Source organism: Kitasatospora sp. NPDC001132 (assembly GCF_053598415.1).
On sequence record NZ_JBSFKF010000020.1, the window covers coordinates 38,471 to 60,189 of the forward strand.

Sequence of the window (21,719 nt, forward strand, 5' to 3'; positions counted from 1 at the left end):
CGCACGACGGCCCCGGCGGGCGCCCCGGTTCGGCCCGGGCTCTTCCCGGCCCGGACCTTTCCCGCCCCCCGGCCGCAAGGCTCCGCAGTGGCGCGCGGGGGGCACGGTCTTGGCCGGGACGGTGATCACCGGCCGGGCGGCGGGGCGTCATGCTGGGAGCTCCCGCCACCCCCTGAGTGATGGAGACCGAGATGAGCGACACCCCCACGACCCGTTGGAGCGTCGGTGCGCCCGAGGCCGGTGACTACGCCGCCTGGCGCGAGCTCTTCCGTGGGTACTGCGAGTTCTACCGGGTGCCGATCCCGGAGGAGAAGGCCGAGCTGGTCTGGTCCTGGCTGATGGATCCGGCGCACGAGCTGACCGGGCTGCTGGCGCGGGACGGGGAGGGCCGGCCGGTCGGGCTCGCGCACTACCGCCCGTTCTCGCGGCCGCTGCACGGGGCCGTCGGGTGCTTCCTGGACGATCTGTTCGTGGCGCCGGAGGTCCGGGGCGGCGGGGCGGTGGACGCGCTGTTGGGCCGGCTGCGGGAAATCGCGGCGGAACGCGGGTGGGTCACCGTCCGCTGGATCACCTCCGAGGACAATTACCGGGCCCGTGGCAAGTACGACCAGGTCGCCACCCGGACCAGGTTCGTCACCTACGACATGGCTCCGGAGGAGCCGGCCGGCTGAGGCCGCGGCCCGGCCGCCGGACATCCGTTCGGAATTTCTGTTATCGACGTCCCGCGGGGCGGTCTCCCAAGTGTCGGCACCCGACCAGTCGACCCGGAACAGAAAGCGTGGCCATCGTGAACAGCGACGACAGGACGACCATCCTCCCGGCGAGCGGGGGAGGCGCGGGCAGCGACAGCGGGAGTGCTGCCCGTGGCCGCTCCGGCGGCCGGGCGGCGCGGCGCGCTGCCGAGCGGCACGCCGGCCGGGGACGCCGGGCGCGGCGGCGCGGCGGGATCGTGCCGGTCACGGCGGTCGTCGCCGCCGTGGCCGGCACCGGGCTGTTCGCCGCCCTGGCCGGGGCAGGCTACGCCGCGTACGGCGGCAAGCAGGCCGACCGCGACCTGGCGGGCCAGTCGCTGACCGCCGACGCGCTGATCTCCGCGGAGCTGGGCACCCGTGAGGGCATCCAGGTGCCCGGCACCGGGGGGACGAACCCGGACGTCCCGTCGCCCGCCACCCCCACCGCCACCGCCGCCGACCCGGCGGCCACCCCGAGCGCCGCGGCCACGTCCACGGCCGCGACCGCTCCGGCCTCGCCGACGGCTTCGGCCGCCGCCACGCCGAGCGCCGTCCCCACTCCCTCGGCCGCCGCGGTCAAGGCGACCCCGAGCGCGACCCGCACCGCAGCCGCCGGTCAGACCGCCGCCGCCCGGGCCGCCGCGGCCCGGCCGGCGGGCGGGGGCGCGTCCCCGTCGTACGCCCAGCAGGTCGTGGACCTGGTCAACGTCGAGCGGGGCAAGGCCGGCTGCGGGCCGGTCGGCAACGAGCCCAGGCTGGCGAGCGCGGCCCAGTCGCACAGCGACGACATGGCCGACCGCAGCTACTTCGACCACGCCAGCCCCGAGGGCAACCACGCCGACCACCGGATCGAGGCGGCCGGCTACAGCTGGAGCACCTGGGGCGAGAACATCGCCCGAGGCCAGAAGGATCCGGCCGCGGTGATGGAGTCCTGGATGAACAGCCCCGGCCACCGGGCCAACATCCTCAACTGCTCGTTCAAGCAGCTCGGCGTGGGGGTGCGGACCGGTGCCAACGGTCCGTGGTGGACCCAGGTGTTCGCCGCCCCGGCGTGAACCGGCTCTCGTTCGGCCCGGTCTGACCATCGGACCGGGCCGAACGATTCGGTCCGTACGCCCCCGGTCCGCCTGGTCCGGTCGGTCCGATTTTCCGATTCCGTGCACATTGTTGTTATCTGATCACTCCCCAGGGGTCTCCGAGGAGGCAGCGGCGGACGGATAGACGGCAAGACGGAGTGCGGACAATGAACGCTGATGTGCAGAACAGGAGCGGGACCACCCTGGTGCTCGCGGCGCAGGCAGGCGACCGGCAGGCCCGGGAGGCGTTGGTCGCCGCCTGGCTGCCGCTCGTCTACAACGTGGCCGGCCGCGCCCTCGGCGGCCACGCCGACGTGGACGACGTCGCGCAGGAGACCATGATCCGGGCCCTGGACGGCCTGGACGGGCTCCGCGACCCGGAGGCCTTCCGCTCCTGGCTGGTCGCCATCACCATGAACCAGGTGCGCCGTCGGCACACCGCCGGCCAGCAGCAGCCGACCGTCGGCGGCCTGGACGAGACCTGGGAGGTCGCCGACCCCCGGGCCGACTTCACCGACCTGACCATCCTGCGCCTCGGCCTCTCCGGCCAGCGCCGCGAAGTGGCCGAGGCCACCCGCTGGCTGGACCCGGACGACCGCGAACTGCTCGCCCTCTGGTGGCTGGAGGCCGCCGGCGAACTGACCCGCGCCGAACTCGCCGAGGCCCTCGACCTGAGCCCGCAGCACACCGCGGTGCGGGTGCAGCGGATGAAGAAGCAGCTCGAAGCGGGCCGCATCGTCGTCCGCGCGCTCTGCGCCTACCCCCGCTGCCCCGGGCTGACCGAGCTCACCGCGGGGTTCGACGGCACCCCGAACTCGGTCTGGCGCAAGCGCATCGCCCGTCACATCCGGGACTGCGCCGACTGCGGCGGGCTCGGGCGGGACCTGTTCCCGGCCGAAGGGCTGCTGGCCGGCCTCGCCCTGGTGCCGATCCCGCTCGACGCGCCCGTGCTGCTGCACTTCCAGCACACCGCCGCCTCCGTCGCCTCCGCGACGGCCGCCGCCGGTGCGGGCTCCGGCGCGGGAGCGGGCACGGGCGCCGGAGCGCACGCCGGAGCGGGAGGCCACGGCGGTTGGGCCGGCACCGCGGCCCGCAAGGCCGTGCTGGTGAGCGGTGCGGCCGCGGCCGTCGCCGTGACCACCCTCGCCCTGGTGTGGCCGCAGGCCGGTGAGCCGCCGCGGCCGACGCCACCGGAGCCCACCGCCCCGGCCGCGGCCCAGGACGCCCCGACGGCCGCGGCCGCACCCGCCGCCGCCACGCCGGTGCCGACCCCGGTACCCGCGGAGAGCCCGTCACCGACGGCGACGCCCACACCGACGCCGACCGCGACCCGTACCGCCTCCGCGACACCGCTGCCCAACCCGGAGCGCCAACTGGTGGACCTGGTCAACGCCGAACGCGTGAAGGCCGGTTGCGCCCCGCTGCGGATCGATCCCAGACTGCACGGCTCGGCCCAGAAGCACGCGGACGACATGGCCGCCCGGGGCTACTTCGACCACGTCACCCCGGACGGCGTCCGGACCGAGACCCGGATCACCGCCGCCGGGTACCGCTGGTCGCAGTGGGGGGAGAACCTCGACCGGGGTCCGACCACCCCGGCCGCCGTCCTCGCCCGCTGGATGGACGGTGGAATCCACCAGTCCAACATGCTCGACTGCGGATTCAAGGACGTCGGCGTCGGCTTCGCCACGAACTCCGCCGGCACGCCCTACTGGACCCAGGACCTCGGAGCCCCGATGCCCTGAGCCCCACGCGGGGCTACGGGTGGGGGCTACGCGTGGGGCGCGACCGCCACCAGGCCGTCCGCCGACCCGGTCGCGTAGCCCGTGGCCTCCCCGAGGACACCACCCGCGTCGCCGACCTGCCCGGGCACCACGTCCGGGGCACTGCTCAGCGGGCGGGGCAGCCCTTCCTGCCCGCCCAGGGCACTGGCGTGCGCACTCGGCGCGGTGAGGGAGGCGACGACACCCACGGCGATCGAGGCCACGGCAAGCATGCTGCGCTTCTTCATGGCCGGTCCAACGAGGCTGCGCCGGAAGGGTTACGGCCGGTCCGTGCGCGCCCGCTCACAGGCGGGCGCACACGGGAACGTCTGGACGGCCCGCGAGCCGACCGGGACTCTGCCGGGCGGCGGGCGGGCCGTGGGAACCACCATGGCCCCACCCGCCCCTGCCGGTCAGGGGCGCGCGACGCGCGACCGGACGCACGGCGGCGCGCCGGGCGTGCACCAGCGGCCCCAGCCGCGCCGTCAGAGCGTTCCGGAGCCCCGCGCCCCCACGGGCCCGCCCGCCCCTGCGGCCCCACCCTCCGGAGCCGGCGCCCCGGGGACGGGCGCCGCGGGCACCTGGCCCCCCGGAGCCGCCCCCGCCTGCCCCGCCTGCCCCGCCTGCCCCGCCTGCCCCGCCGGACCCACCGGGCTCACCACCCAGTCCGGATGCCCGGGCATCGGCGGCGTCCGCAGCCCGTACAGCCAGTCGTCGAGGAAGCCCCGCAGGTCCTGCCCGGAGACCACCGAGGCCGTCCGCACGTAGTCCCCGGTGGTCGCGTTGCCGTACCGGTGGGTGTCCAGGAAGACGCGCTCGATCCGCTCGAAGGCCGCCGCCCCGACCTTCTCCCGCAGCGCGAACAGCACCAGCGCGCCGCCCTTGTACCGCTGGCCGCCGAAGAGGTCGGCGGCGGTGGGGGAGGCGACCGGCCCGGAGTCGTGCCGCCACCGGTCGCCCAGCCCGTAGAGCAGGCGCATCCGGTCGGTCAGCGTGGTGCTGCCGTCGGCCTCCGGCCACCCGTGCTCGTAGCGGTACACCAGTTCGTAGAACTCGGCGTGGCCCTCGCTCAGCCAGAGGTCGGACCAGCGGGCGGGGGAGACGCTGTTGCCGAACCAGGAGTGGACCACCTCGTGCATCATGTGCGAGCCGATCGCCGGCTCCGCCTGCCGCAGGAAGTTCGGCTTGTAGAGGGTGAGCGTCTGGGTCTCCAGTCCGGTGAAGGCGAACGCGGCCGGATCGTCCGAGTTGGCCGGCAGGAGCCCGTACGTCTCGAACGGGAACGGCCCCAGATGGGCCTCCGCCCAGGCGAGTTGGCCGGGCGTGAGGGCGAGCGCGGGTTCCAGCTCGGCGGCGCGGGCGGTCGGCACGACGTCGCGCAGCGGCAGGCCGTGCGGGCCGGTGCGCTCGCGCACCGTGTAGTCGCCCACGGAGACCTGGACCAGCTCGGTGGCCATCGGTTCGCGGGAGACGTACCGGCGGGTGGTGCGGCCGTCGCCGAGTCGCTCGGTGGCCGTCAACTCCCCGTTGGCGACGCCCAGGAGGGCATCGGGGGCGGTCACCGCGATGGTGAACCGGGCCTTGTCGCTCGGGTGGTCGTCACAGGGGAAGACGGTGTGCGCGCTCTTCGGCTGGCCGGCCACCGCGAAGCCGTCCGGGGTGGGGACCCAGCCGGTGTGCGGCAGCCGGGCCCGCGGGTCGGCGGTGTACTCGACGGTCAGCCGGGTGACGGCGCCCGGGAGGAACGGCCTGGCCGGGGTGACCGTCAGCTTCTCGTCGTGGGTCGCGAAGCGCGCCGCCCGCCCGTCGACCCGGACGGCGCGCACGGTCAGTCCGAGCGCGTCCAGCTCCAGCCGGGCGAGGACGCGGTCCGGCCGTACGGTGAGCACGGCCGTGCCGTCCACCGTCCGGGTGTCGGCGCGGTAGTCGAAGGCCAGGTCGTACCGGAGCGCCCGGTACCCGGTGTTCCCGAGCGAGGGGAAGACCGGATCGCCCAGCCCGCCGGTGGCGCCGGCCGTCGGCGCGCTCGCGGACGGCAGCACCGCGCCGAGCGCGAGCGACAGCGCGAGACTGGCGCGGGTTCCGCACGAGCGGGGTCCGCACGAGCGGGTTCCGCACGAGCGGGTTCCGAACGAACGGGGCCTGAACGAACCGGGCCCGAACAGGCGGGACTTGAGCGAGCGGAGCCTGGGCAGGCGGACCTTGGGCAAGGGTGATCACCGCGCTTCACGGCCGGGAGCGGAGGCGGGGAGCCGCCGGGACGGGAGAGCCTGGCCACGGATGCTAGTGGAGCCCCGGGCGTGATCGGGGCGGTGCCGGCGACACACCGTGGTCCCCCGGACGGCGTACGGTGATGGCGGCGCCCCCGGACCGCGGTCTAAGGTCAGTAGTGCATCGTCCCCTGACGGACGAGCCACGGCCGTCGGAAAACCTGGCCAGGTCCGGCGGCCGTACTTCTCTGCCCTGACGCCCTTCCCCCTGACCCAGCCCGTAGGCTGGCTGTCCGAGGATGCCCGCGCACCGGATGTCAGGAGCCGCCGTGACCAGCCCCGCTTCGCCCGTTCTGGTGATCGGCGAGTGCGTCGCCGACATCGTCCGATCGGGTGCGGCCCCGGACCGGGTGCACCCCGGCGGCAGCCCCGCGAACGTCGCCTACGGCCTGGCCCGGCTCGGCCGCCCGGCCACGCTGCTCACCGAGCTGGGGCCGGACGCCAACGGCCGGCTGATCCGGCGGCACCTGGAGTCGGCGGGCGTGCGGGTGCTGGCGGCCGAGGTCGACCGGACGCCCTCGGCGGTGGTGGAACTGGACGGGCAGGGGCGGGCCCACTACACCTTCGACATCCGCTGGACGCTCCCGCCCACCGAACCCGCCGAGCCGCCCGCCGCGATCCACCTCGGCTCGATCGCGGCCGTCACCGAGCCCGGCGCCGCTTCGGTGCGGGCGCTGGTGGAGCGCTGGCGCGGGCGGGCGCAGATCAGTTACGACCCGAACGTGCGCCCGGCGCTGATGGGCGACCGGGCCGAGGCCGTCCGCCGGGTCGAGCGCTGGGTGGCGCTGAGCGACCTGGTCAAGGCCGGCGACGAGGACCTGGCCTGGCTCTACCCGGGGGAGCGGCCCGAGGCGGTCGCCGAGCGCTGGCTGGCGCTCGGCCCCGCCACCGTCGCGGTGACCCTGGGCGCCGAGGGCGCGTTCGCCCGCACCGCCGACGGGGGCCGCGCCGAGGCCGCGGCCCGCCCGGTGCCGGTCGCGGACACCGTCGGTGCCGGCGACTCCTTCATGGCCGCCTTCCTGCACGCCCGCGCGGTCGGCGCAGACCTGGCGACCTGTCTCACCCACGCGGTGACGGCGGCCGCGCTGACCGTCGCCCGCCCGGGCGCCAACCCGCCCTCGGCGGCCGAACTCGCGGCGGCGCTGACGGCCGGGCCACAGCCCCGCTCCGAGGCGGGTGTCGACTAAGGGCCTGTCTCAACCTCCCTGCTGGGCGAGGGCGGTGAGCTCCTTCCCGTACCAGACCTGGGCGTACGGGCCGCTGTTGTAGGCGGGAATCTCCCGGTACCCGTTCCGCAGGTAGAGCGCGCGGGCCTCGACCAGGTCGAGGCGGGTGTCGAGGACGATCCGGTCCGCGCCCAGGGAGCGGGCGGCCCGGTCGACGGCGGTCAGCAGTGCGGTGCCGCCGCCGGTGCCGCGCAGGCCGGGGCGGACGAAGACCCGGGTGAGTTCGGCGGTGGTGGCGTCGAGTCGCCGCAGGCCGGCGCAGGAGTGGGCGACGCCGTCGTGGCGGCCGATCAGGAAGAGGCCGCTCGGGGCGGCGAGGTCGTCGCTGGGGGAGCCGGCGAGGCCGGACTCCAGCTCCTCGGGAGTGCCCTCCCGGTCGAAGTGCAGGCGGTAGTAGCGGTTGGCCACGTCGTAGTAGTACTCGCGCAGCAGGTCCAGGGCCTCGGGAGTGGTCACGTCGGCCGTGGCGACGGTCCAGGAGCCTGGGCGGTGCTGCGCGCTGTTCGTCATGCGCGCATGGTCCACTTCACGGCGCCGTCGTCGCAATCGGTTTTCCCGGCGGCCCCATCCGTTCGTCCGCCCCGTCCGCCCCGTCCGCGCGCCCTGCCGCCCGCCACCCGATCGCCCGCCGCCCGGGCAAAGGAATGGCAAGGCCTCCGGTGCGTCGTTGCCCCGTGCGAGTGACGAGGGGGTTGGCGGTATTGCGCGGCGGGGGAGCAGTGCAGCCATGAACAGACCATCAGTTTGTCGGATTAGAGGGGATCTGAGGGGAAGTCGGCGGGGGCGGACCGGCGCACGGACCGGACTGCTGGCCGCCGTCTGCCTCTCCGCCGTCCTCGCCGGCTGCGCCGCTCCGGCCGGGCCGAAGCCGGCCCCGGCCGTCGACGGGAACGCGAACGCCGCGCCCGTCGCCGAGATCGCCGGCCAGGGCCCCGACCACGCGGGCGCCCCGCCCGTGGCGCCGCCCCGGCTGCCCGGCACGGCCGGCAAGGAGGAGGAGAACAGCGGCGATGCCATGGCCCGTCAGGAGACGGCCGCCCAGGCCGAGCAGGAGGCCGCCCGGCGCTGGGGCCTGGAGCGCCCGCCGCTGAAGGCCCCGCCCCGCCCGACGACCAGGGTCGAGCTCACCCAGGGGCAGGGCGTCAAGCTCGCGGACGGCCGCCCGCCCGTCGTCTACCGGGTCCCGACCAATGACAAGGTGGTCTTCCTGACCGTCGACGACGGGGACGAGAAGGACCCCGAGTTCTCCCGGATGGCCCGGGAGCTGGGCATCCCGCTCAGCACCTACGTCTCCGACTACCTCGTCCGCGAGAACTACGGCTACTTCCGCGACCTGCACGCCCAGGGCGTGGAGATCAACAACCACACGATCAACCACCGCAACCTGAAGGTCCTGGACTACGAGACCCAGCACGAGGAGATCTGCAACCAGCAGGACCAGCTGGAGCAGCAGATCGGCGTCCGCCCCCGGCTGTTCCGGCCGCCGTACGGCGAGTACAACGACGACACCCTGCGCGCGGCGGCCTCCTGCGGGGTTCAGGCGGTGCCGCTGTGGAACGAGGAGGCCTTCCCGGACCACATGGAGTGGCGCTACGACGACCAGAAGCTGCACCCGGGCGACATCATCCTGACCCACTTCCGGGGCGTCGACATCTGGAACGCCTCCATGCCGGACCTGCTGCGCAAGGTCGTCGACGACGCCACCGCGCAGGGGTTCGCGCTGGCGCGGCTGGACGACTACCTCTAGCGGCGCCGGTCGCGGGCGGCTCAGCCGAGCGAGAGGGCGTCGAGGTACACCCAGGCGCCCTCGTGCCGCACGAAGCGGCTGTTCTCGGTGAGCACGCCCTGCTCCCCGCCCTCGGTCCAGTGCGCCCGGAAGGCGACCGTGCCCTCCGCGTGGAACGCGCCGCCCTCGGTGGTCGCGACCACCTCCAGCCCGGTCCAGCGCAGCCCCGGGTCGAAGTCGACCTCGGCGGGCCGGGTGTCCGGGTGCCAGGTGCGCAGCAGGTACGCCTCGTCCTGTGCGGCGAAGGCGCTGAACCGGGAGCGCATCAGGGACTCGGCGGTGGTGGCCGCCGTCTGGCCCCGGTGCAGTCGGCCGCAGCAGTCGCCGTAGGTGGCGGGCAGGCCGCACGGGCAGGGGGAGGAGGGCAGCAGCCGGGGCGCGGCGGTGCGGGGCGCGGAACGACGTCGGGACATGCCGCCCATTGTCCCCCACGCGTCGGGCGGCTCCCCCGGCCGCCCCGTGCACGACGGCAACGGGCCTGGTCCTCGGCGCGCCGAGGACCAGGCCCGTCCGCGCTCGGCGGCCAGGAGCCCGTGCTCAGGAGTCGGCGGGGCCGAACCACGTGCGCAGCGGTCATAGCGGATGTCGCTGCCGGCCACAGCGCGGCGATCCGGCCGAGGTTGTCGGGGTGTGCCGGCAGTTCGCCGAAGAGCCGGAGCACCGGGCCGACCAGGCTGTTGGTCTTCTGCTCGCCCGAGCGGTCCCGCGCCACCGCCGACGACGACGTCGTCGGTCATGTCGAGGTCCCCCCGGAGGCGGTGGGTTCACGCCTGTGACGGGTCCGGCAGTCCGGCCGTCAGTTGCCGCAGCGCCTCGGTGAGCAGCGGCTGGAACGGCACCGCCGGGTCGGCGGTCAGGTGGTGCTCGTTGGCGACCTGCAGTGCTGAGAGCGCGGCCGAGGCGACCAGCTTCGGGTAGAGGTCCCGGTCGGCGTCGGTCCCGGTCCGGGCGGCCACCGCCGCGGCCAGCTCGGTCCGGACGGCCGCGCCGCCGCGGATCAGTTCGGCCTGGAGCGCGGGCTCGCGCAGAAGGAGCCGTACGGCGGCGGCCCACCGCGGGTCGGGCCCCTCCGGCGCGCCGACGTACGGTGCGACGAGAGAGTGGGTCAGCGCCTCCCACAGCGGTTCCTCCGCCGGGCGGCCCCGCAGCGCCTCGGCGGCCCGCAGGATCCGGTCGCGGTACCGGGAGACGATCGCCTCGGCCTTGCTGGAGAAGTAGTTGTTGTAGGTGCGCGGGGACACCCCGGCCGCCGCCGCGATGTCCTCCACCCGGACGTTCTCCAGCCCCCGCTCCACCGCCAGGCGCAGGGCCGCCCGGCCGAGTGCCTCCCGCGTCGCGGCCTTCTTCCGTTCCCGTAGCCCGGGCTGCCCGTTCGTCACGGGCGCCACCGTTCCGCAGAAGGTGCGCGCTGCGCAACAGTGCGCGGCACGCAAGTTCTTCCCGACCGTACGGCCTGTGGCGAGCCGCCCGCCACCTGCGGTTTGTCGCTGGTAGTAGTTGCGTGGTCGCGGAGCGATCCCCGTCGGGAGCCCGACCCCGCAGGCTTTCCGGTGGGACGACTCGACAGGACTGGAGGAGCGGTCATGGGTGGCAGACAGCGTCCGCCGAGAGCGCGGACCCCTCGTCAGGGCAGGCCCGCCGGGGCCGGTGCCCGGGTGAACTCCCGGGCGGCGTTCGCCCGCATCGAGGGGTTCCTGGCGTGGGAGGCGGAGGTCGCGGCGGCCGAGCGGGACGCCCGCGCGTTCGCCGCGCAGTTCCCCTGGCTGCCGGCGGCGGAGCGGGAGAGCCTCGAACAGGCTTACACCGCCGACCGGTTGCGCTACGCCGAGGAGGTCGTCGACCGCGCGGTCGAGCGCTGCCGCCGGTTGGCCGCCCGGTACCGCGTCGAGTGCCGCCGGATCTGCGCCCGCTGGGCGGCGCTCTGCCTCTCCGTCACCGTGGCGGCGGCGCTGTTCGCCGTGGTCCCGGCCGTGTTGCGGGGCTGAGCGGGCCCTCGGCCCACGGGCCGGGGCGGACACCGGAAAGGGCCCGCTGCGCCGGCAACGGCACAGCGGGCCCTTTCCGGTGTCCGGGGGAGGGGTCAGTGGTGGCCGTGGCCGCTGGTGATCTCCTCGCGTTCCTCGACGGTGGGCTTGGTGATCTGGCTGTGCTTGCCGTAGAAGCCGCGGGAGAGCTTGACCCGGGTGCGGGTCCACAGCCCGGCCTTGCGGGGCACCCCGTTCTCGTCCACCTCGGGCGGCAGCTCGGACGGCTGCGGCTGGTCGTGCGAGGTGAGGGTGTAGAGCCGGCCGGGCGGCAGCGGGGCGTGCACCTCGATGAACTCGCCGTGCTGGAGCCGGTTGATGACGCCGGTCTCCCGGCCGTGCAGCACCTTCTCCTTGTCCCGCCGCTGCAGGCCCAGGCACCACCGCTTGGTGATCACGAAGACGACCACCGGCACGGTGAAGAAGCCGATCCGCACCGCGTAGGTGATCGCGTTGATCGAGAGGTGGAAGTGGGTGGCCAGCAGGTCGTTGCCGCCGCCGGCCAGCAGGAGCAGGTAGAGGCCGATCCAGGCGGCGCCGAAGGCGGTGCGGACCGGGGCGTTGCGCGGCCGGTCGGCGATGTGGTGCTCGCCCCGGTCCCCGGTGATCCAGGCCTCCAGGAACGGGTAGCACCAGATGACCAGCAGCACGAGCGGGAAGACCATCAGCGGGATGAACACCCCGAGGTTGAGGGTGTGGCCGCCCCAGACGCTGATCTCCCAGCCGGGCATCACGCGGATCAGGCCCTCGGAGAAGCCCATGTACCAGTCCGGCTGGGCGTCGGTGGAGACCTGGTCCGGGCGGTACGGGCCGTAGGCCCAGATCGGGTTGACCGTGGCGATCGCCGACATCACCGCGACCACGCCGAAGACCAGGAAGAAGAAACCGCCTGCCTTGGCCATGTAGACCGGCATCAGCGGCATGCCCACCACGTTCTGGTTGGTCCGGCCGGGCCCGGCGAACTGGGTGTGCTTGTGGTAGAAGACCAGGATCAGGTGCGCCGCGAGCAGGCCCACCATGATCCCGGGGATCAGCAGCACGTGGACGGTGAACAGCCGGGGGATGATGTCGGTGCCCGGGAACTCGCCGCCGAAGATGAAGAACTGCAGGTACGACCCGACGATCGGGATGGCCAGGATGGCGCCCTCCATGAAGCGGATGCCCGTCCCGGAGAGCAGGTCGTCCGGCAGCGAGTAGCCCATGAAGCCGTCGAACATGCCGAGGATCAGCAGCAGCGCGCCGAAGATCCAGTTGATCTCGCGCGGCTTGCGGAACGCGCCCGTGAAGAAGACGCGCATCATGTGGGTCAGCATCGAGGCGACGAAGACGATCGCCGCCCAGTGGTGGATCTGGCGCATCAGCAGGCCGCCGCGCACGTCGAAGCTGATCCTCAGGGTCGAGGAGTAGGCCTCGGACATCGGGATGCCCCGGAGCGGGACGTACGTCCCGTCGTAGACGACCTCGCCCATGCTCGGCGTGAAGAACATGGTCAGCCAGACGCCGGTGAGGATGATGATGACGAAGGTGTAGAGCGCGATCTCGCCCAGCATGAAGGACCAGTGGTCGGGAAAGATCTTGCGCAGATTGGACTTGGCCAGGGAGTAGATGCCGAGCCGGCCGTCGGTCCAGTCGGCCAGCGCCTCGGCCCCGTTGGCGGGGTTGGCGCGCGTGGTGGTCACCGGTCCCGGCTGCGACTGCTGGTCGGTTCTCACGACGGGCTCCCCGGCGTCCTCGGCCTGCCGTGCTGGAGACCCGCCGGCGCGAACCCCGGCCGGCGAAGTGTTGTGATCATGGGACCTCTCGATACGGGCCCGCCGGCCGGACCGGCGCGCGGACCAGGTGTTCCGCTGGACTCGTTGCTCAGGGTGATGGAGCGCTTACTCTGTCATGCTGTCGGCAGGGGGCCGACTGTGCACGTCCATCGGCCCGTCCGGCCGCGCGTGTCGGGCCGGACGGGGGGCCCTGACGCCCGATCGGCTGGCCGCCGCTCGGCCCAACGGGTGCCGATGCTGCGGTCGAGTGCCACTGAAGCGTTTCGGCGCGCGCCGCGCCCGGGGGTCGCACCGTCCGGGGCCTACGCTGCGCCAATGGTGGATCACCGTGAACTCTTCGAGGACGTCACCGAGGCCCTGGCCCGCGCCGGGTTCGACCTCGGACCGGGTCCCTCACCGCTGTGGATCGACCGTCACCCCGAGGGCGTGGTGGTCGGCTGGACTCCGGGCGCGGAGCCGGGCGGGCCGCCCTCCCGGGAGGCGTTGGCGGCGCTGAGCGGCGCGGCCGCGGTCGTGCTGCGCGAGTGCGGCTATCTCGTCGCCGGGACGGAGGCGGGCGATCTGCTGGTGCGCTACGCCGAACCGGTGACGGTCCCGGAGTCGTCCGAGCCGGAGCCCGTGCCGGAGCAGTGGTGGGGGTGAGCGGCGGCGGGCCCGGTGTCGTACGCGCCGGGCCCGGTGATGCGCGTACCGGGCCCGCCGCTTCGGGCGCCGGGCCCGTACGCGCGCTCAGCCGTCGAGGGTGAAGCCGATCACCGCGCCGCCGCCGTCCCGGTTGGCGGCGAAGGCCGTCCCGCCGTGCGAGCGGGCCACCTCGTCCACGATGGCCAGGCCCAGCCCGGAACCGGGCAGACTGCGGGCGGCGGTGGCCCGGTAGAAGCGGTCGAAGACCCGGTCGAGGTCGGCCGCGTCGATGCCCGGGCCGCGGTCGCGCACCTCCACCCGCGGGCCGCGCACCACCACCTCGATCGGGCCGGTCCCGGCCGGGTCGAACTTGGCGGCGTTGTCCAGCAGGTTGCCCACCGCGCGGGCCAGGGCGTCCGGCCGGGCCGTGACGACGGTTCCGTCCGCGTCCACCAGGACCTCGCGGCCGCTGCGCCGCCGGGCCTGGGCGGCGGCCTCCCGGACCAGGTCGGCGAGCATCACCTCGGTCGGCTGCTCGTCCGCCCTGCTGTCCGCCGCGAGCGCCACCAGTTCCTCCACCAGCTGGGTCAACTCCCGTGCCTCCTCGGCCAGATCGGCCATCAGGGCGGCGCGTTCGGCGGGCGGCAGCCGGTCCAGGCTGGGCAGCACCGAGAGGTTGGTGCGCAGGCTGGTCAGGGGGGTGCGCAGCTCGTGTCCGGCGTCCTGGGCCAGTCGGCGCTGGTTCTCCCTGGCGGTGGCCAGCCGGCCCAGCATCCGGTCGAAGGCCCGGCCGAGGCGGCCCACCTCGTCCGTTCCGGCGGCGGGCACCGGGACGTCCAACCTCCCGCTGGCGGCGACCAGTTCGGCCGCGTCGGTGAGCCGGACCAGCCGACCGGTGATCCGCCGCGCCAGCAGCCGGCCGGCCCCGCCGGCGAGCACCGCGACGACCGCCACCAGGGCCACCGTGCGGGTCCGCAGGGTGGCCAGCAGCTCCTCGGTGGGCCCGACCTGCTGGATGATCTGGACCGCGCCGCGCCGGCCGCCGAGCGAGACCACACCGACCCGGTAGCCCTCGTCGTGCTGGTGACGCAGCCCGATCGAGGTGCGGCCCGGCTGGTCGGCGTGGGCGAGTTCCTGGTCGGACGGGCTCGGTGGCAGGTCGAGCCGGGCGGTGCCGGGAAGCACCGCGCCGTCGGGGTCGAGCGACTGGGTGGTGACCCGGATCGGGCGGACCAGGTCGGCGCTCAGGCCGCTCGGTCCGGCGAAGTCGCCGGGGAAGAGGGCCTCGCGCTGGACCTGCCGGCCGACGGAGTCGACGGCGGCGCCGAAGTCGGCGGTCTCGTCGTCCCGGATCAGCCGGGCGGCGGCGTGGTAGCCGAGCGCGCCGATCAGCACCGCGACCAGCGCGGCGATCGCGGCGAAGGCCAGTGCGAGGGTGGTGCGCAGGCCGGGGCGTGGCAGGCGCGGCAGGCGTGGTTGGCCGGGGAGGCGGCGGGCCGGGCCGGTCACGGCTCGCGCAGCGTGTAGCCGACGCCGCGGACGGTGTGGATCAGCGGCGCCAGGCCGGGGCGGTCGAGCTTGCGGCGCAGGTAGCCGATGAACACCGCGAGGTTCTTCGAACCGGGGCCGAAGTCGTAGCCCCAGATCCGCTCGTAGAGGGTGGCCTGGTCGAGGACGGCGCCGGCGTGCCTGGCGAGCAGTTCCAGCAGGTCGAACTCGGTGCGGGAGAGTTCGAGCTCCTGGGCGGCGCGCCAGGCGCGCCGGGCGGGCGGCTCGATCCGCAGGTCGGCGACGGTCAGCACCTCGCCGGTGGGCGCGGGCGGGTGGCGGCGCAGCAGGGCGCGCAGGCGGGCGAACAGCTCGTCCACGTCGAAGGGTTTGACCAGGTAGTCGTCGGCGCCGGCGTCGAGGCCGGCGATCCGGTCCGGCACCTCGACCCGGGCGGTGAGCATCAGCACGGGGGTGCGGTCGCCGGCCGCGCGCAGCCGTCTGCAGACCTCCAGGCCGTCCGGCTCGGGCATCATCACGTCGAGCACCAGGACGTCCGGGCGCTGCTCGGCGAGGACGGCCAGGGTCTGGGTGCCGTCGGCGGCGACCCGCACCCGGTAGCCCTCCAGCATCAGGGCCCGGGCGAGCGAGTCGCGGATGGCCCGGTCGTCCTCGGCGATCAGCACGGTGTGCGTCATGGCGGAGATTCTCCCTGGCGTGTCCACGACGGTTCGCGGCGGGGTCGGGGTGTCCGGGCCCGCTCCTGGCCGGTCCGCGACGGCCGCCGCTTTTGCGTGGTGCTTCGCGGGCGTACGGTGGCCGTACGGTGGCGCACCGCCGGGTGGGTCGCCGGGTCCGAGTCGGCACGCCCTGCCGGAGGCCGCGATGGCAGACCGGATGGCCCCCTTCACCACCCCGCGCGCGGAGCGGGCGCGGCGGGACGCTCGGGAGCGACTGGGGGACTGGCACGAGGTGTACCGGCCGGGGGCTCTGCTGCCGGTGGTGGGCGGACAGGCGGGGCGGTGCATGGACTGCGGGCTGCCGTTCTGCCACAGCGCCTGTCCGCTGGGGAACCTGGTGCCGGAGTGGAACCGGCTGGTGGCGGAGTCGGGGGCGGGTGAGGAAGCAGGGGCGGGGGCGGCGGGAGCCGACTGGCGGGCGGCCGCGGCGCGGCTGCTGGCGACCAACAACTTCCCGGAGTTCACCGGCCGGCTCTGCCCCGCGCCCTGCGAGAGCGCCTGCGTCCTGGCGATCGACGGCGCCGCGGTGACGATCAAGAACGTGGAGCTGGCGATCGCCGACCGGGCCTGGGAGGCGGGTTGGGACGCGCCCCGGCTGCCCGAGCGGGCCGGTGGGCGGCGGGTCGCGGTGATCGGCTCCGGCCCGGCCGGGCTGGCCGCCGCCCAGCAGCTCACCAGGGCCGGGCACGCCACCACGGTGTACGAACGGGCCGACCGCGCGGGCGGACTGCTGCGGTACGGCATTCCGTCGTTCCGGCTGGAGAAGCACCGGTTGGAGCGCCGGCTGGACCAGCTGCGGGCCGAGGGCACGGCCTTCCGCACCGGGGTGTGGGTCGGCCGGGACGTCCCGGGCGAGGAGCTGCGGGCCGAGTACGACGCGGTGGTGGTCGCGGTGGGCGCGACGGCCTGCCGGGACCTGCCGGTGCCCGGGCGGGACCTGCCCGGGGTGCACCAGGCCATCGAGTACCTGACCTGGGCGAACCGGGTGGACGAGGGCGACTGCCCGGTCTCGCCGCTGTCCGCCGAGGGGCGGCACGTGGTGATCGTCGGCGGTGGGGACACGGCGGCCGACTGCCTGGGGACGGCGCTGCGCCAGCGGGCCGCCTCGGTCACCCAACTGGACATCAACCCGCGGCCGCCGCAGGGCAGGGCCTCCGGGCAGCCCTGGCCGGTGCACCCCAAGGTGTACCGGGAGACCACCTCGCACGAGGAGTCCGGCGCCGCGGCGGCCGGGCCCCGGGTGTTCGCGGCGGTCACCGTGGCCTTCGAGCCCGGCCCGGACGGTCGGCTGGCCGCCGTCCGCATCGCCGAGGCCGAGCCCGCCGACCGCAGCCCGCGGGCGGGCACCGAGCGCAGGCTCCCGGCCCAGCTGGTGCTGCTCGCGCTGGGCTTCACCGGGCCGGAGCCGGACGGGCGGCTGTTCGCCCAACTCGGCCTCGCCACCGGTCCGGAGTCCACCCTGGTCAGGGACGACGGCTTCGCGACGGAGGCGGAGGGCGTGTTCGTCGCGGGGGACGCCGGGCGCGGGCAGTCGCTGATCGTCTGGGCGATCGCCGAGGGGCGGGCGGTGGCGGCGGCGGTGGACCGGTACCTGCGGGGGTGGACGGAGTTGCCGGCGCCGATCCGGGCCTCGGCGCGGGCGCTCACGGCGTGAGGCGGGCGGCGGCCCCGGCGGGGTGGTCGTGCGCTGAGGTGGTCGTGTGCCGGTGATGGGTCCGTGGGCGCGGGCAGGGGAGCGGCAGGCGGTGGAGGCCGAACTCCCCGGCGACCGGCTCGAGGTGAGCCGGCCGCAGGGCGCGGCGGTCGGTCAGCGGGCGGGTGTGCGACCGTCGGAAGAGCGCGGACGGGTGAGTCGGGTACGTACGGCCTTTGCTACGATCCGGCGACGTCGGTGTCAGGAGTCGGGCGTACGGGGGTCGGAAGACGTGGGCGTGAGTGAGCGCGAGTGGGCGGTGACGTCGGTCGAGGTCCGTTACACCCCGACGGCCGCCGACTTCCGGGAGGCCTTCGCCGTGCTGTCCCGGCACACGGCGCCCGGGCGCCGGTCGCGGAACGCCAGGCGCACGGTGTCCGCCGGCGCGGCGGCGGGTGCCGGGCTGCTCGCCCTGGTCGGCGGGGCGGCACTCTTGCCGGCCGCGCTGCTGCTGGTGTGCGCACTGTGGGTGCTGTTCGCACCGAGCCGGAGGCACGCGCGCCGGGTGGTGCGGAGGGTGGCGGACAAGGGCGAGTTCCGGGTCCTGCTGGACGAGTGCGGGGTGGTTCGTGAGCCACGAGGCTTCGGACACCCTGCTCGGCTGGCCGGAGCAGCGGTACTTCCTGGAGACGCGCGAGCTGTTCCTGCTGCTGGCCGGTGCGGAGGAGCCCGGGGTGGTGACCGTGCTGCCCAAGCGCGGGGTCGAGGACGTCCGGGTGTTGGGGCAGCTGATCGGCCGGCATGCCGAGGCGCTCGTCCCGGACTGAGTTCGTCCTGGACCGAGCTCGTCGTGGACGAGCGGCTGTTCGTCGGGTGGCGTGTACGGGCTTGTCACGGGGTCGGCTCCGGCAGGGCGGGTTCGGTGCGGTGCGCTCGCCGGTCGTAGCGCCAGAGGGCCGGGAGCGCGGCGGACAGCGCGGCCGAGCTGCCGAGGCAGAGCAGCCCGCCGGTGCGCAGGGCCGCCCGGATGCCCTGCCGGGCGGCGAGCCCGCCGGCCCGCAGGTCGCCCAGGGCCGGCCCGGCGGAGCCGATCAGCATCTCCAACCCGGCTGCACGGCCCCGGAGTTCGTCCGGAATGGACTGGTTCCAGATGGCGCTGCGGAAGGTGTCGCCGATCCAGTGCGCGCCGCCCGCGACGGTCAGGCAGAGCAGGACGGCCCACAGGCCAGGGGTGAACGCCGCCGCGGCCGTTGCCGCTCCGACCAGGGCGGCGGAGAGCAGCACCAGCCGGCCGTGCCGGTGCACCCGCTCCGCCCACCCGCCGGTCGCGGCCGCGATCAGGGCGCCGACCGCGCCGGCCGAGTAGAGCAGCCCGAGCGCCCAGGTGGCGTCCAGCTCCGCGGCCAGGAACGGGAAGAGCGCGGTGGGCAGGGCGAACACGGTGGCGGCGAGATCGGCCAGGTAGGTGCCGATCAGATCGGGCCGTCGGGCCGCGTACCGGGCGCCGTCGAGGAACTCGGCGAGCCGCGGCGCCTCGGCGTCCCGCGCCGAGGGAACCGGCCGGACCTGGGCCAGCAGGGCGATCGAGAGCAGGAAGGTGCCGAGGTCGACCAGGTAGGCCGCGGGGACGCCGGCGGTGGCGATCAGCAGGCCGGCCGCCGCCGGGGCGGCCACGCCGCCGATGCTCCAGCGCAGCGAGAGCAGGGCCCCGGCCGCCACCAGCTGGTCCTGGGGCACCAGCCGGGGGACCATCGCCTCGACCGAGGGCTGCTGGACGCCCTGGAGTGCCGCCGCCAGTCCGGCGGCGACGTAGAGCGGCCAGACGGCGGGAGCGCCGAGCAGCGCGTTGACCAGTAGCAGGGCGCTGAGCGCGGCCAGTGCGACCTCGGTGACCAGTGCGACGGTGCGGCGGTCGGCACGGTCGGCGAGGACGCCGCCGTAGAGGCCGAACAGGACGGTGGGCACGAGCTCGACCGCGCCGACCGCGCCCACGGCCAGGGGTGAGCCGGTGAGGTCGGCGATCTGGAGCGGGATCGCCGTCATGGTGAAGATCGAGCCGAGCAGGGTGACCGTGCCGGAGGTCCAGGTCAGCCGGAAGTCCTTGGAGGATCGCCAGGGTGCGGTGTTCGGCAGCAGTCGGGACCAGAAGCGGTCCGTTCCTGGGGTCGGGTCCGTTCCTGGGGTCGGGGTCGGTGCGGAGGTCATGAGGGGTGGGATCCCTTCAACGGCCGTCGGCGTCGCGACGGTCGTCCTTATCGCTGATAAATTCCAGCTCGGGAACTTATCGGCGATAAGGTGGCCTGGCAAGCGGATAACCCGGGAGGTCGATCGGATGGCGCTGCAACGCGACGAGGTGGTGCGCACGGCGCTGCGCCTGCTGAACGAGGAGGGCATCGACGGGCTGACCACCCGCCGGCTCGCCCGCGAACTCGGCGTCCAGTCACCGGCGTTGTACTGGCACTTCAAGAGCAAGCGGGAACTGCTCGACCTGATGGCGGAGGCGATGCTCGCCGAGGCCCTCCCGCCCGACCGCGAACCCGACCCGGCGCACTGGCCCGAGTGGATCGCCGCCGACGCCCGCGCCAAGCGGAACGCCCTGCTCGCCTACCGCGACGGCGCCCGGGTGCACGCCGGCACCCTGCCAACCGAGGATGAACTTCCGGCGGTCGAGGCCCAGTTGGGTGCCCTGTGCGGAGCCGGGCTGCGCCCGCGCACGGCGCTGCGGCTGCTGCTGACCGTCGACCGGTACATCATGGGCTGGGTCACGGAGGAGCAGGCCTGGCGGCAGGACGCCGCGGACCGTGAGCGGTCGCCGTTCCCCGACGAGGCGTTGCGCGAACTCCCGTTGCTGCGTGAGGCGGTCGACGTGCTGCGGATGACCGACCACGACGCCGACTTCGAGTACGGGCTGCGGGTGCTGATCGAGGGGTTCCGGGCGGAGATCGCACGGGAGGCGGGAGCCTGACGTCCGATGGGCTGGCGTGACGCCCATGACCACCGTTGATCCTCGCAGCACGGCCCTGGTCCTGATCGACCTGATGGACCGGATCGTCGCCAACCCGCTCGCGCCGCGCACCGGTTCGGAGGTGGTGGAGGCCTCACTGGAGCTGGCCCGGCGGTTCCGGGCGGTCGGCGCGCTCGTGGTCGCGGTGCGGGTCGAGCGGCCGAACGTCACCGAGCAGCCGCCCGGGAGCGGGCTGGTCGCGGAGGTCGCGGCGGCGGCCGGCGAGGTCGTGGTGAAGCGGACCATCGGGGCCTTCCAGGGCACCGGCCTGGACGAGCTGCTCCGGGCGAGGGGTGCGGAGACCCTGGTGTTCACCGGGATCGCCACCAACCTCGGTGTGGAGTCGAGCGCCCGCGCGGCCGGCGACCACGGGTACCGGCTGGTGTTCGTCGAGGACGCGATGGCCGCGCTCACGGCGGAGGAGCACCGGGCGTCGGTGGAGCTGGACTTTCCGCGCCTCGGCGAGGTCGTCGCGGCGGCGGACGTGCGGGTGGGGTGAGTCGGCGGACGTGAGGTCAGCGTGAGGTCGCGGCCGGGCGTTTGCGGAGGGGGCCGCCGCGGCCGGGCGTGGCGGGAGGGGCGCTGCTACGGCCGGGCGTGGCGGAGGGCTTCGCGCAGCCGTCCGTCCGAGGCCTTGAGCAGGCGGGCGGCGGTGGGGGCGTCCACGTCCGCGAGCAGGGACAGGATCGCGTCCTTGGCCCGGCCGCCGGTCGCGGTCAGGGCGCGGTCGATCGCAACCTCGTCGGCACCGGTCGCCTCGGCGACGATCCGTCGGGCGCGGTCGCGCAGCTTGTCGTTGGTGGCGCGGAGGTCGACCATCAGATTTCCGTACGTCCGGCCGAGTCGGACCATCACGGCCGTGGACAGCAGGTTGAGCACCAGCTTCTGCGCCGTGCCCGCCTTGAGCCGGGTCGATCCGGCCAACACCTCGGGGCCGACCTCCACTTCGACGCCCAACTCGGCCGCCGCCGCGAGCGCCGACCCCCGGTTGCACGCCAGCCCGACGGTCAGCGCCCCGGCCGCCCGCGCCGCCCGGACGGCGGCCAGCGGGTAGGGCGTACGGCCCGAGGCGGAGATGCCGACCAGGGTGTCGGCGGGGGAGAGGGCGAGCGCGGCCACGTCGGCCTCGGCGAGGTCCGTGCGGTCCTCGGCGCCCTCGGCGGCCGCCGTGACCGCCGAACTCCCGCCCGCGATCAGACCGACGACCAGTGCCGGATCGGTGCCGAAGGTCGGCGGACACTCGACGGCGTCCAACACGCCGAGCCGCCCGGCCGTCCCCGCGCCGGCATAGACCAGCCGACCGCCACGTGCCATCCCGGCGGCCACGGCGTCGACCACGGCGGCGATCCGCTCCAGCTGCCCGGCGACGGCGACGGGCACCGTGCGGTCCTCGGCGTTCATCAGGCGGAGCAGCTCGACCGTGGGCAGCTGGTCGATCGCGGCCCAGTCGGGGCGGACGGTCTCGGTCGCGGGTACGGCGTCACGGCTCATGCCGATGTTCTTCCCCAGCCTCCGGCCGGGTGCACCCCCGTGCTTCGCCCGCTCATGCGGCGAGCCTCTCCGGGTGCGAGGCGGCCGACGC

The 21,719-nt window shown here is 74.8% G+C and carries 22 protein-coding genes; 11 read left to right on the forward strand and 11 right to left on the reverse strand.

Annotation, left to right across the window (positions count from 1 at the left end; all coding sequences use genetic code 11):
* Positions 1-191: 191 nt before the first annotated feature.
* The 3 genes from ACWDBE_RS24605 (at position 192) to ACWDBE_RS24615 (ending at position 3,552) form a co-directional block, all read left to right on the forward strand.
* Entirely contained in the window at positions 192-671 is a 480-nt protein-coding gene (locus ACWDBE_RS24605; protein WP_449790135.1) for an N-acetyltransferase family protein, read from the forward strand.
* A 116-nt stretch (positions 672-787) separates the two neighbouring features.
* Positions 788-1,786 carry a CAP domain-containing protein gene (locus ACWDBE_RS24610; RefSeq protein WP_449790136.1) on the forward strand — a complete coding sequence of 333 codons (999 nt, stop codon included), beginning with the start codon at positions 788-790 and terminating at the stop codon, positions 1,784-1,786.
* Positions 1,787-1,974: 188 nt separating this feature from the next.
* The gene (locus ACWDBE_RS24615; RefSeq protein ID WP_449809051.1) at positions 1,975-3,552 is read left to right on the forward strand and encodes a sigma-70 family RNA polymerase sigma factor; all 1,578 of its coding nucleotides are present in this window, start codon (positions 1,975-1,977) and stop codon (positions 3,550-3,552) included.
* 26 nt (positions 3,553-3,578) lie between these two features.
* On the opposite strand, the gene ACWDBE_RS24620 is transcribed toward ACWDBE_RS24615, so the two are convergent.
* Together ACWDBE_RS24620 and ACWDBE_RS24625 are read right to left on the reverse strand one after the other, a co-directional pair.
* Positions 3,579-3,818 (reverse strand): hypothetical protein, encoded by a 240-nt coding sequence (locus ACWDBE_RS24620; RefSeq protein WP_449790138.1) that lies wholly within the window; start codon positions 3,816-3,818, stop codon positions 3,579-3,581.
* 237 nt (positions 3,819-4,055) lie between these two features.
* Complete coding sequence (locus ACWDBE_RS24625; protein ID WP_449809052.1) at positions 4,056-5,612, reverse strand: M1 family metallopeptidase; 1,557 nt, start codon at positions 5,610-5,612, stop codon at positions 4,056-4,058.
* 497 nt (positions 5,613-6,109) lie between these two features.
* Here ACWDBE_RS24625 and ACWDBE_RS24630 point away from each other — a divergent pair, with 497 nt between their 5' ends.
* A complete protein-coding gene (locus ACWDBE_RS24630; RefSeq protein WP_449790139.1) occupies positions 6,110-7,027 on the forward strand; it encodes a carbohydrate kinase family protein in 918 nt (305 codons plus the stop codon).
* 9 nt (positions 7,028-7,036) lie between these two features.
* Here ACWDBE_RS24630 and ACWDBE_RS24635 read toward each other — a convergent pair whose 3' ends face one another.
* Entirely contained in the window at positions 7,037-7,576 is a 540-nt protein-coding gene (locus ACWDBE_RS24635) for a GNAT family N-acetyltransferase (RefSeq protein WP_449809053.1), read from the reverse strand.
* A gap of 445 nt (positions 7,577-8,021) precedes the next feature.
* Between ACWDBE_RS24635 and ACWDBE_RS24640 the strand changes: the two genes are divergently transcribed.
* Entirely contained in the window at positions 8,022-8,813 is a 792-nt protein-coding gene (locus ACWDBE_RS24640; protein WP_449809054.1) for a polysaccharide deacetylase family protein, read from the forward strand.
* A gap of 20 nt (positions 8,814-8,833) precedes the next feature.
* On the opposite strand, the gene ACWDBE_RS24645 is transcribed toward ACWDBE_RS24640, so the two are convergent.
* Both ACWDBE_RS24645 and ACWDBE_RS24650 read right to left on the reverse strand, forming a co-directional pair.
* Complete coding sequence (locus tag ACWDBE_RS24645) at positions 8,834-9,265, reverse strand: YchJ family protein (RefSeq protein WP_402411664.1); 432 nt, start codon at positions 9,263-9,265, stop codon at positions 8,834-8,836.
* A gap of 351 nt (positions 9,266-9,616) precedes the next feature.
* Positions 9,617-10,231 (reverse strand): acyl-CoA-like ligand-binding transcription factor, encoded by a 615-nt coding sequence (locus tag ACWDBE_RS24650; RefSeq protein WP_449809055.1) that lies wholly within the window; start codon positions 10,229-10,231, stop codon positions 9,617-9,619.
* Positions 10,232-10,507: 276 nt separating this feature from the next.
* On the opposite strand from ACWDBE_RS24650, the gene ACWDBE_RS24655 reads away from it, so the two are divergent.
* The gene (locus tag ACWDBE_RS24655; protein WP_449809056.1) at positions 10,508-10,837 is read left to right on the forward strand and encodes a hypothetical protein; all 330 of its coding nucleotides are present in this window, start codon (positions 10,508-10,510) and stop codon (positions 10,835-10,837) included.
* Positions 10,838-10,932: 95 nt separating this feature from the next.
* Here ACWDBE_RS24655 and qcrB read toward each other — a convergent pair whose 3' ends face one another.
* Positions 10,933-12,555, reverse strand: coding sequence for a cytochrome bc1 complex cytochrome b subunit (gene qcrB / locus ACWDBE_RS24660; protein WP_449790218.1), 1,623 nt, complete (start codon positions 12,553-12,555; stop codon positions 10,933-10,935).
* A gap of 408 nt (positions 12,556-12,963) precedes the next feature.
* On the opposite strand from qcrB, the gene ACWDBE_RS24665 reads away from it, so the two are divergent.
* Positions 12,964-13,290 (forward strand): hypothetical protein, encoded by a 327-nt coding sequence (locus tag ACWDBE_RS24665; RefSeq protein ID WP_449790144.1) that lies wholly within the window; start codon positions 12,964-12,966, stop codon positions 13,288-13,290.
* A gap of 87 nt (positions 13,291-13,377) precedes the next feature.
* Here the strand turns inward: ACWDBE_RS24665 and ACWDBE_RS24670 are convergent, their stop codons facing one another.
* Together ACWDBE_RS24670 and ACWDBE_RS24675 are read right to left on the reverse strand one after the other, a co-directional pair.
* Complete coding sequence (locus ACWDBE_RS24670; RefSeq protein ID WP_449790145.1) at positions 13,378-14,781, reverse strand: HAMP domain-containing sensor histidine kinase; 1,404 nt, start codon at positions 14,779-14,781, stop codon at positions 13,378-13,380.
* On the reverse strand, positions 14,778-15,458 hold the full coding sequence (locus tag ACWDBE_RS24675) for a response regulator transcription factor (RefSeq protein ID WP_392883525.1): 681 nt from the start codon (positions 15,456-15,458) through the stop codon (positions 14,778-14,780). The genes ACWDBE_RS24670 and ACWDBE_RS24675 overlap by 4 nt, the downstream gene beginning before the upstream one ends.
* Before the next feature lie 187 nt (positions 15,459-15,645).
* On the opposite strand from ACWDBE_RS24675, the gene ACWDBE_RS24680 reads away from it, so the two are divergent.
* On the forward strand, positions 15,646-17,154 hold the full coding sequence (locus ACWDBE_RS24680; RefSeq protein WP_449790146.1) for a glutamate synthase subunit beta: 1,509 nt from the start codon (positions 15,646-15,648) through the stop codon (positions 17,152-17,154).
* Positions 17,155-17,472: 318 nt separating this feature from the next.
* On the opposite strand, the gene ACWDBE_RS24685 is transcribed toward ACWDBE_RS24680, so the two are convergent.
* On the reverse strand, positions 17,473-17,721 hold the full coding sequence (locus ACWDBE_RS24685; protein WP_449809057.1) for a hypothetical protein: 249 nt from the start codon (positions 17,719-17,721) through the stop codon (positions 17,473-17,475).
* Between the two features lie 41 nt (positions 17,722-17,762).
* Here ACWDBE_RS24685 and ACWDBE_RS24690 point away from each other — a divergent pair, with 41 nt between their 5' ends.
* A complete protein-coding gene (locus tag ACWDBE_RS24690) occupies positions 17,763-17,960 on the forward strand; it encodes a hypothetical protein (protein WP_449809058.1) in 198 nt (65 codons plus the stop codon).
* A gap of 64 nt (positions 17,961-18,024) precedes the next feature.
* Here the strand turns inward: ACWDBE_RS24690 and ACWDBE_RS24695 are convergent, their stop codons facing one another.
* Positions 18,025-19,338, reverse strand: a complete 1,314-nt coding sequence (locus ACWDBE_RS24695; RefSeq protein ID WP_449809059.1) for an MFS transporter — start codon at positions 19,336-19,338, stop codon at positions 18,025-18,027.
* A 127-nt stretch (positions 19,339-19,465) separates the two neighbouring features.
* Between ACWDBE_RS24695 and ACWDBE_RS24700 the strand changes: the two genes are divergently transcribed.
* Together ACWDBE_RS24700 and ACWDBE_RS24705 are read left to right on the forward strand one after the other, a co-directional pair.
* Positions 19,466-20,098 (forward strand): TetR/AcrR family transcriptional regulator C-terminal domain-containing protein, encoded by a 633-nt coding sequence (locus ACWDBE_RS24700; protein ID WP_449809060.1) that lies wholly within the window; start codon positions 19,466-19,468, stop codon positions 20,096-20,098.
* Between the two features lie 25 nt (positions 20,099-20,123).
* Entirely contained in the window at positions 20,124-20,636 is a 513-nt protein-coding gene (locus ACWDBE_RS24705; protein WP_449809061.1) for an isochorismatase family protein, read from the forward strand.
* Between the two features lie 86 nt (positions 20,637-20,722).
* Here the strand turns inward: ACWDBE_RS24705 and murQ are convergent, their stop codons facing one another.
* Positions 20,723-21,628 (reverse strand): N-acetylmuramic acid 6-phosphate etherase, encoded by a 906-nt coding sequence (gene murQ, locus ACWDBE_RS24710; protein WP_449809062.1) that lies wholly within the window; start codon positions 21,626-21,628, stop codon positions 20,723-20,725.
* Positions 21,629-21,719: the final 91 nt, after the last annotated feature.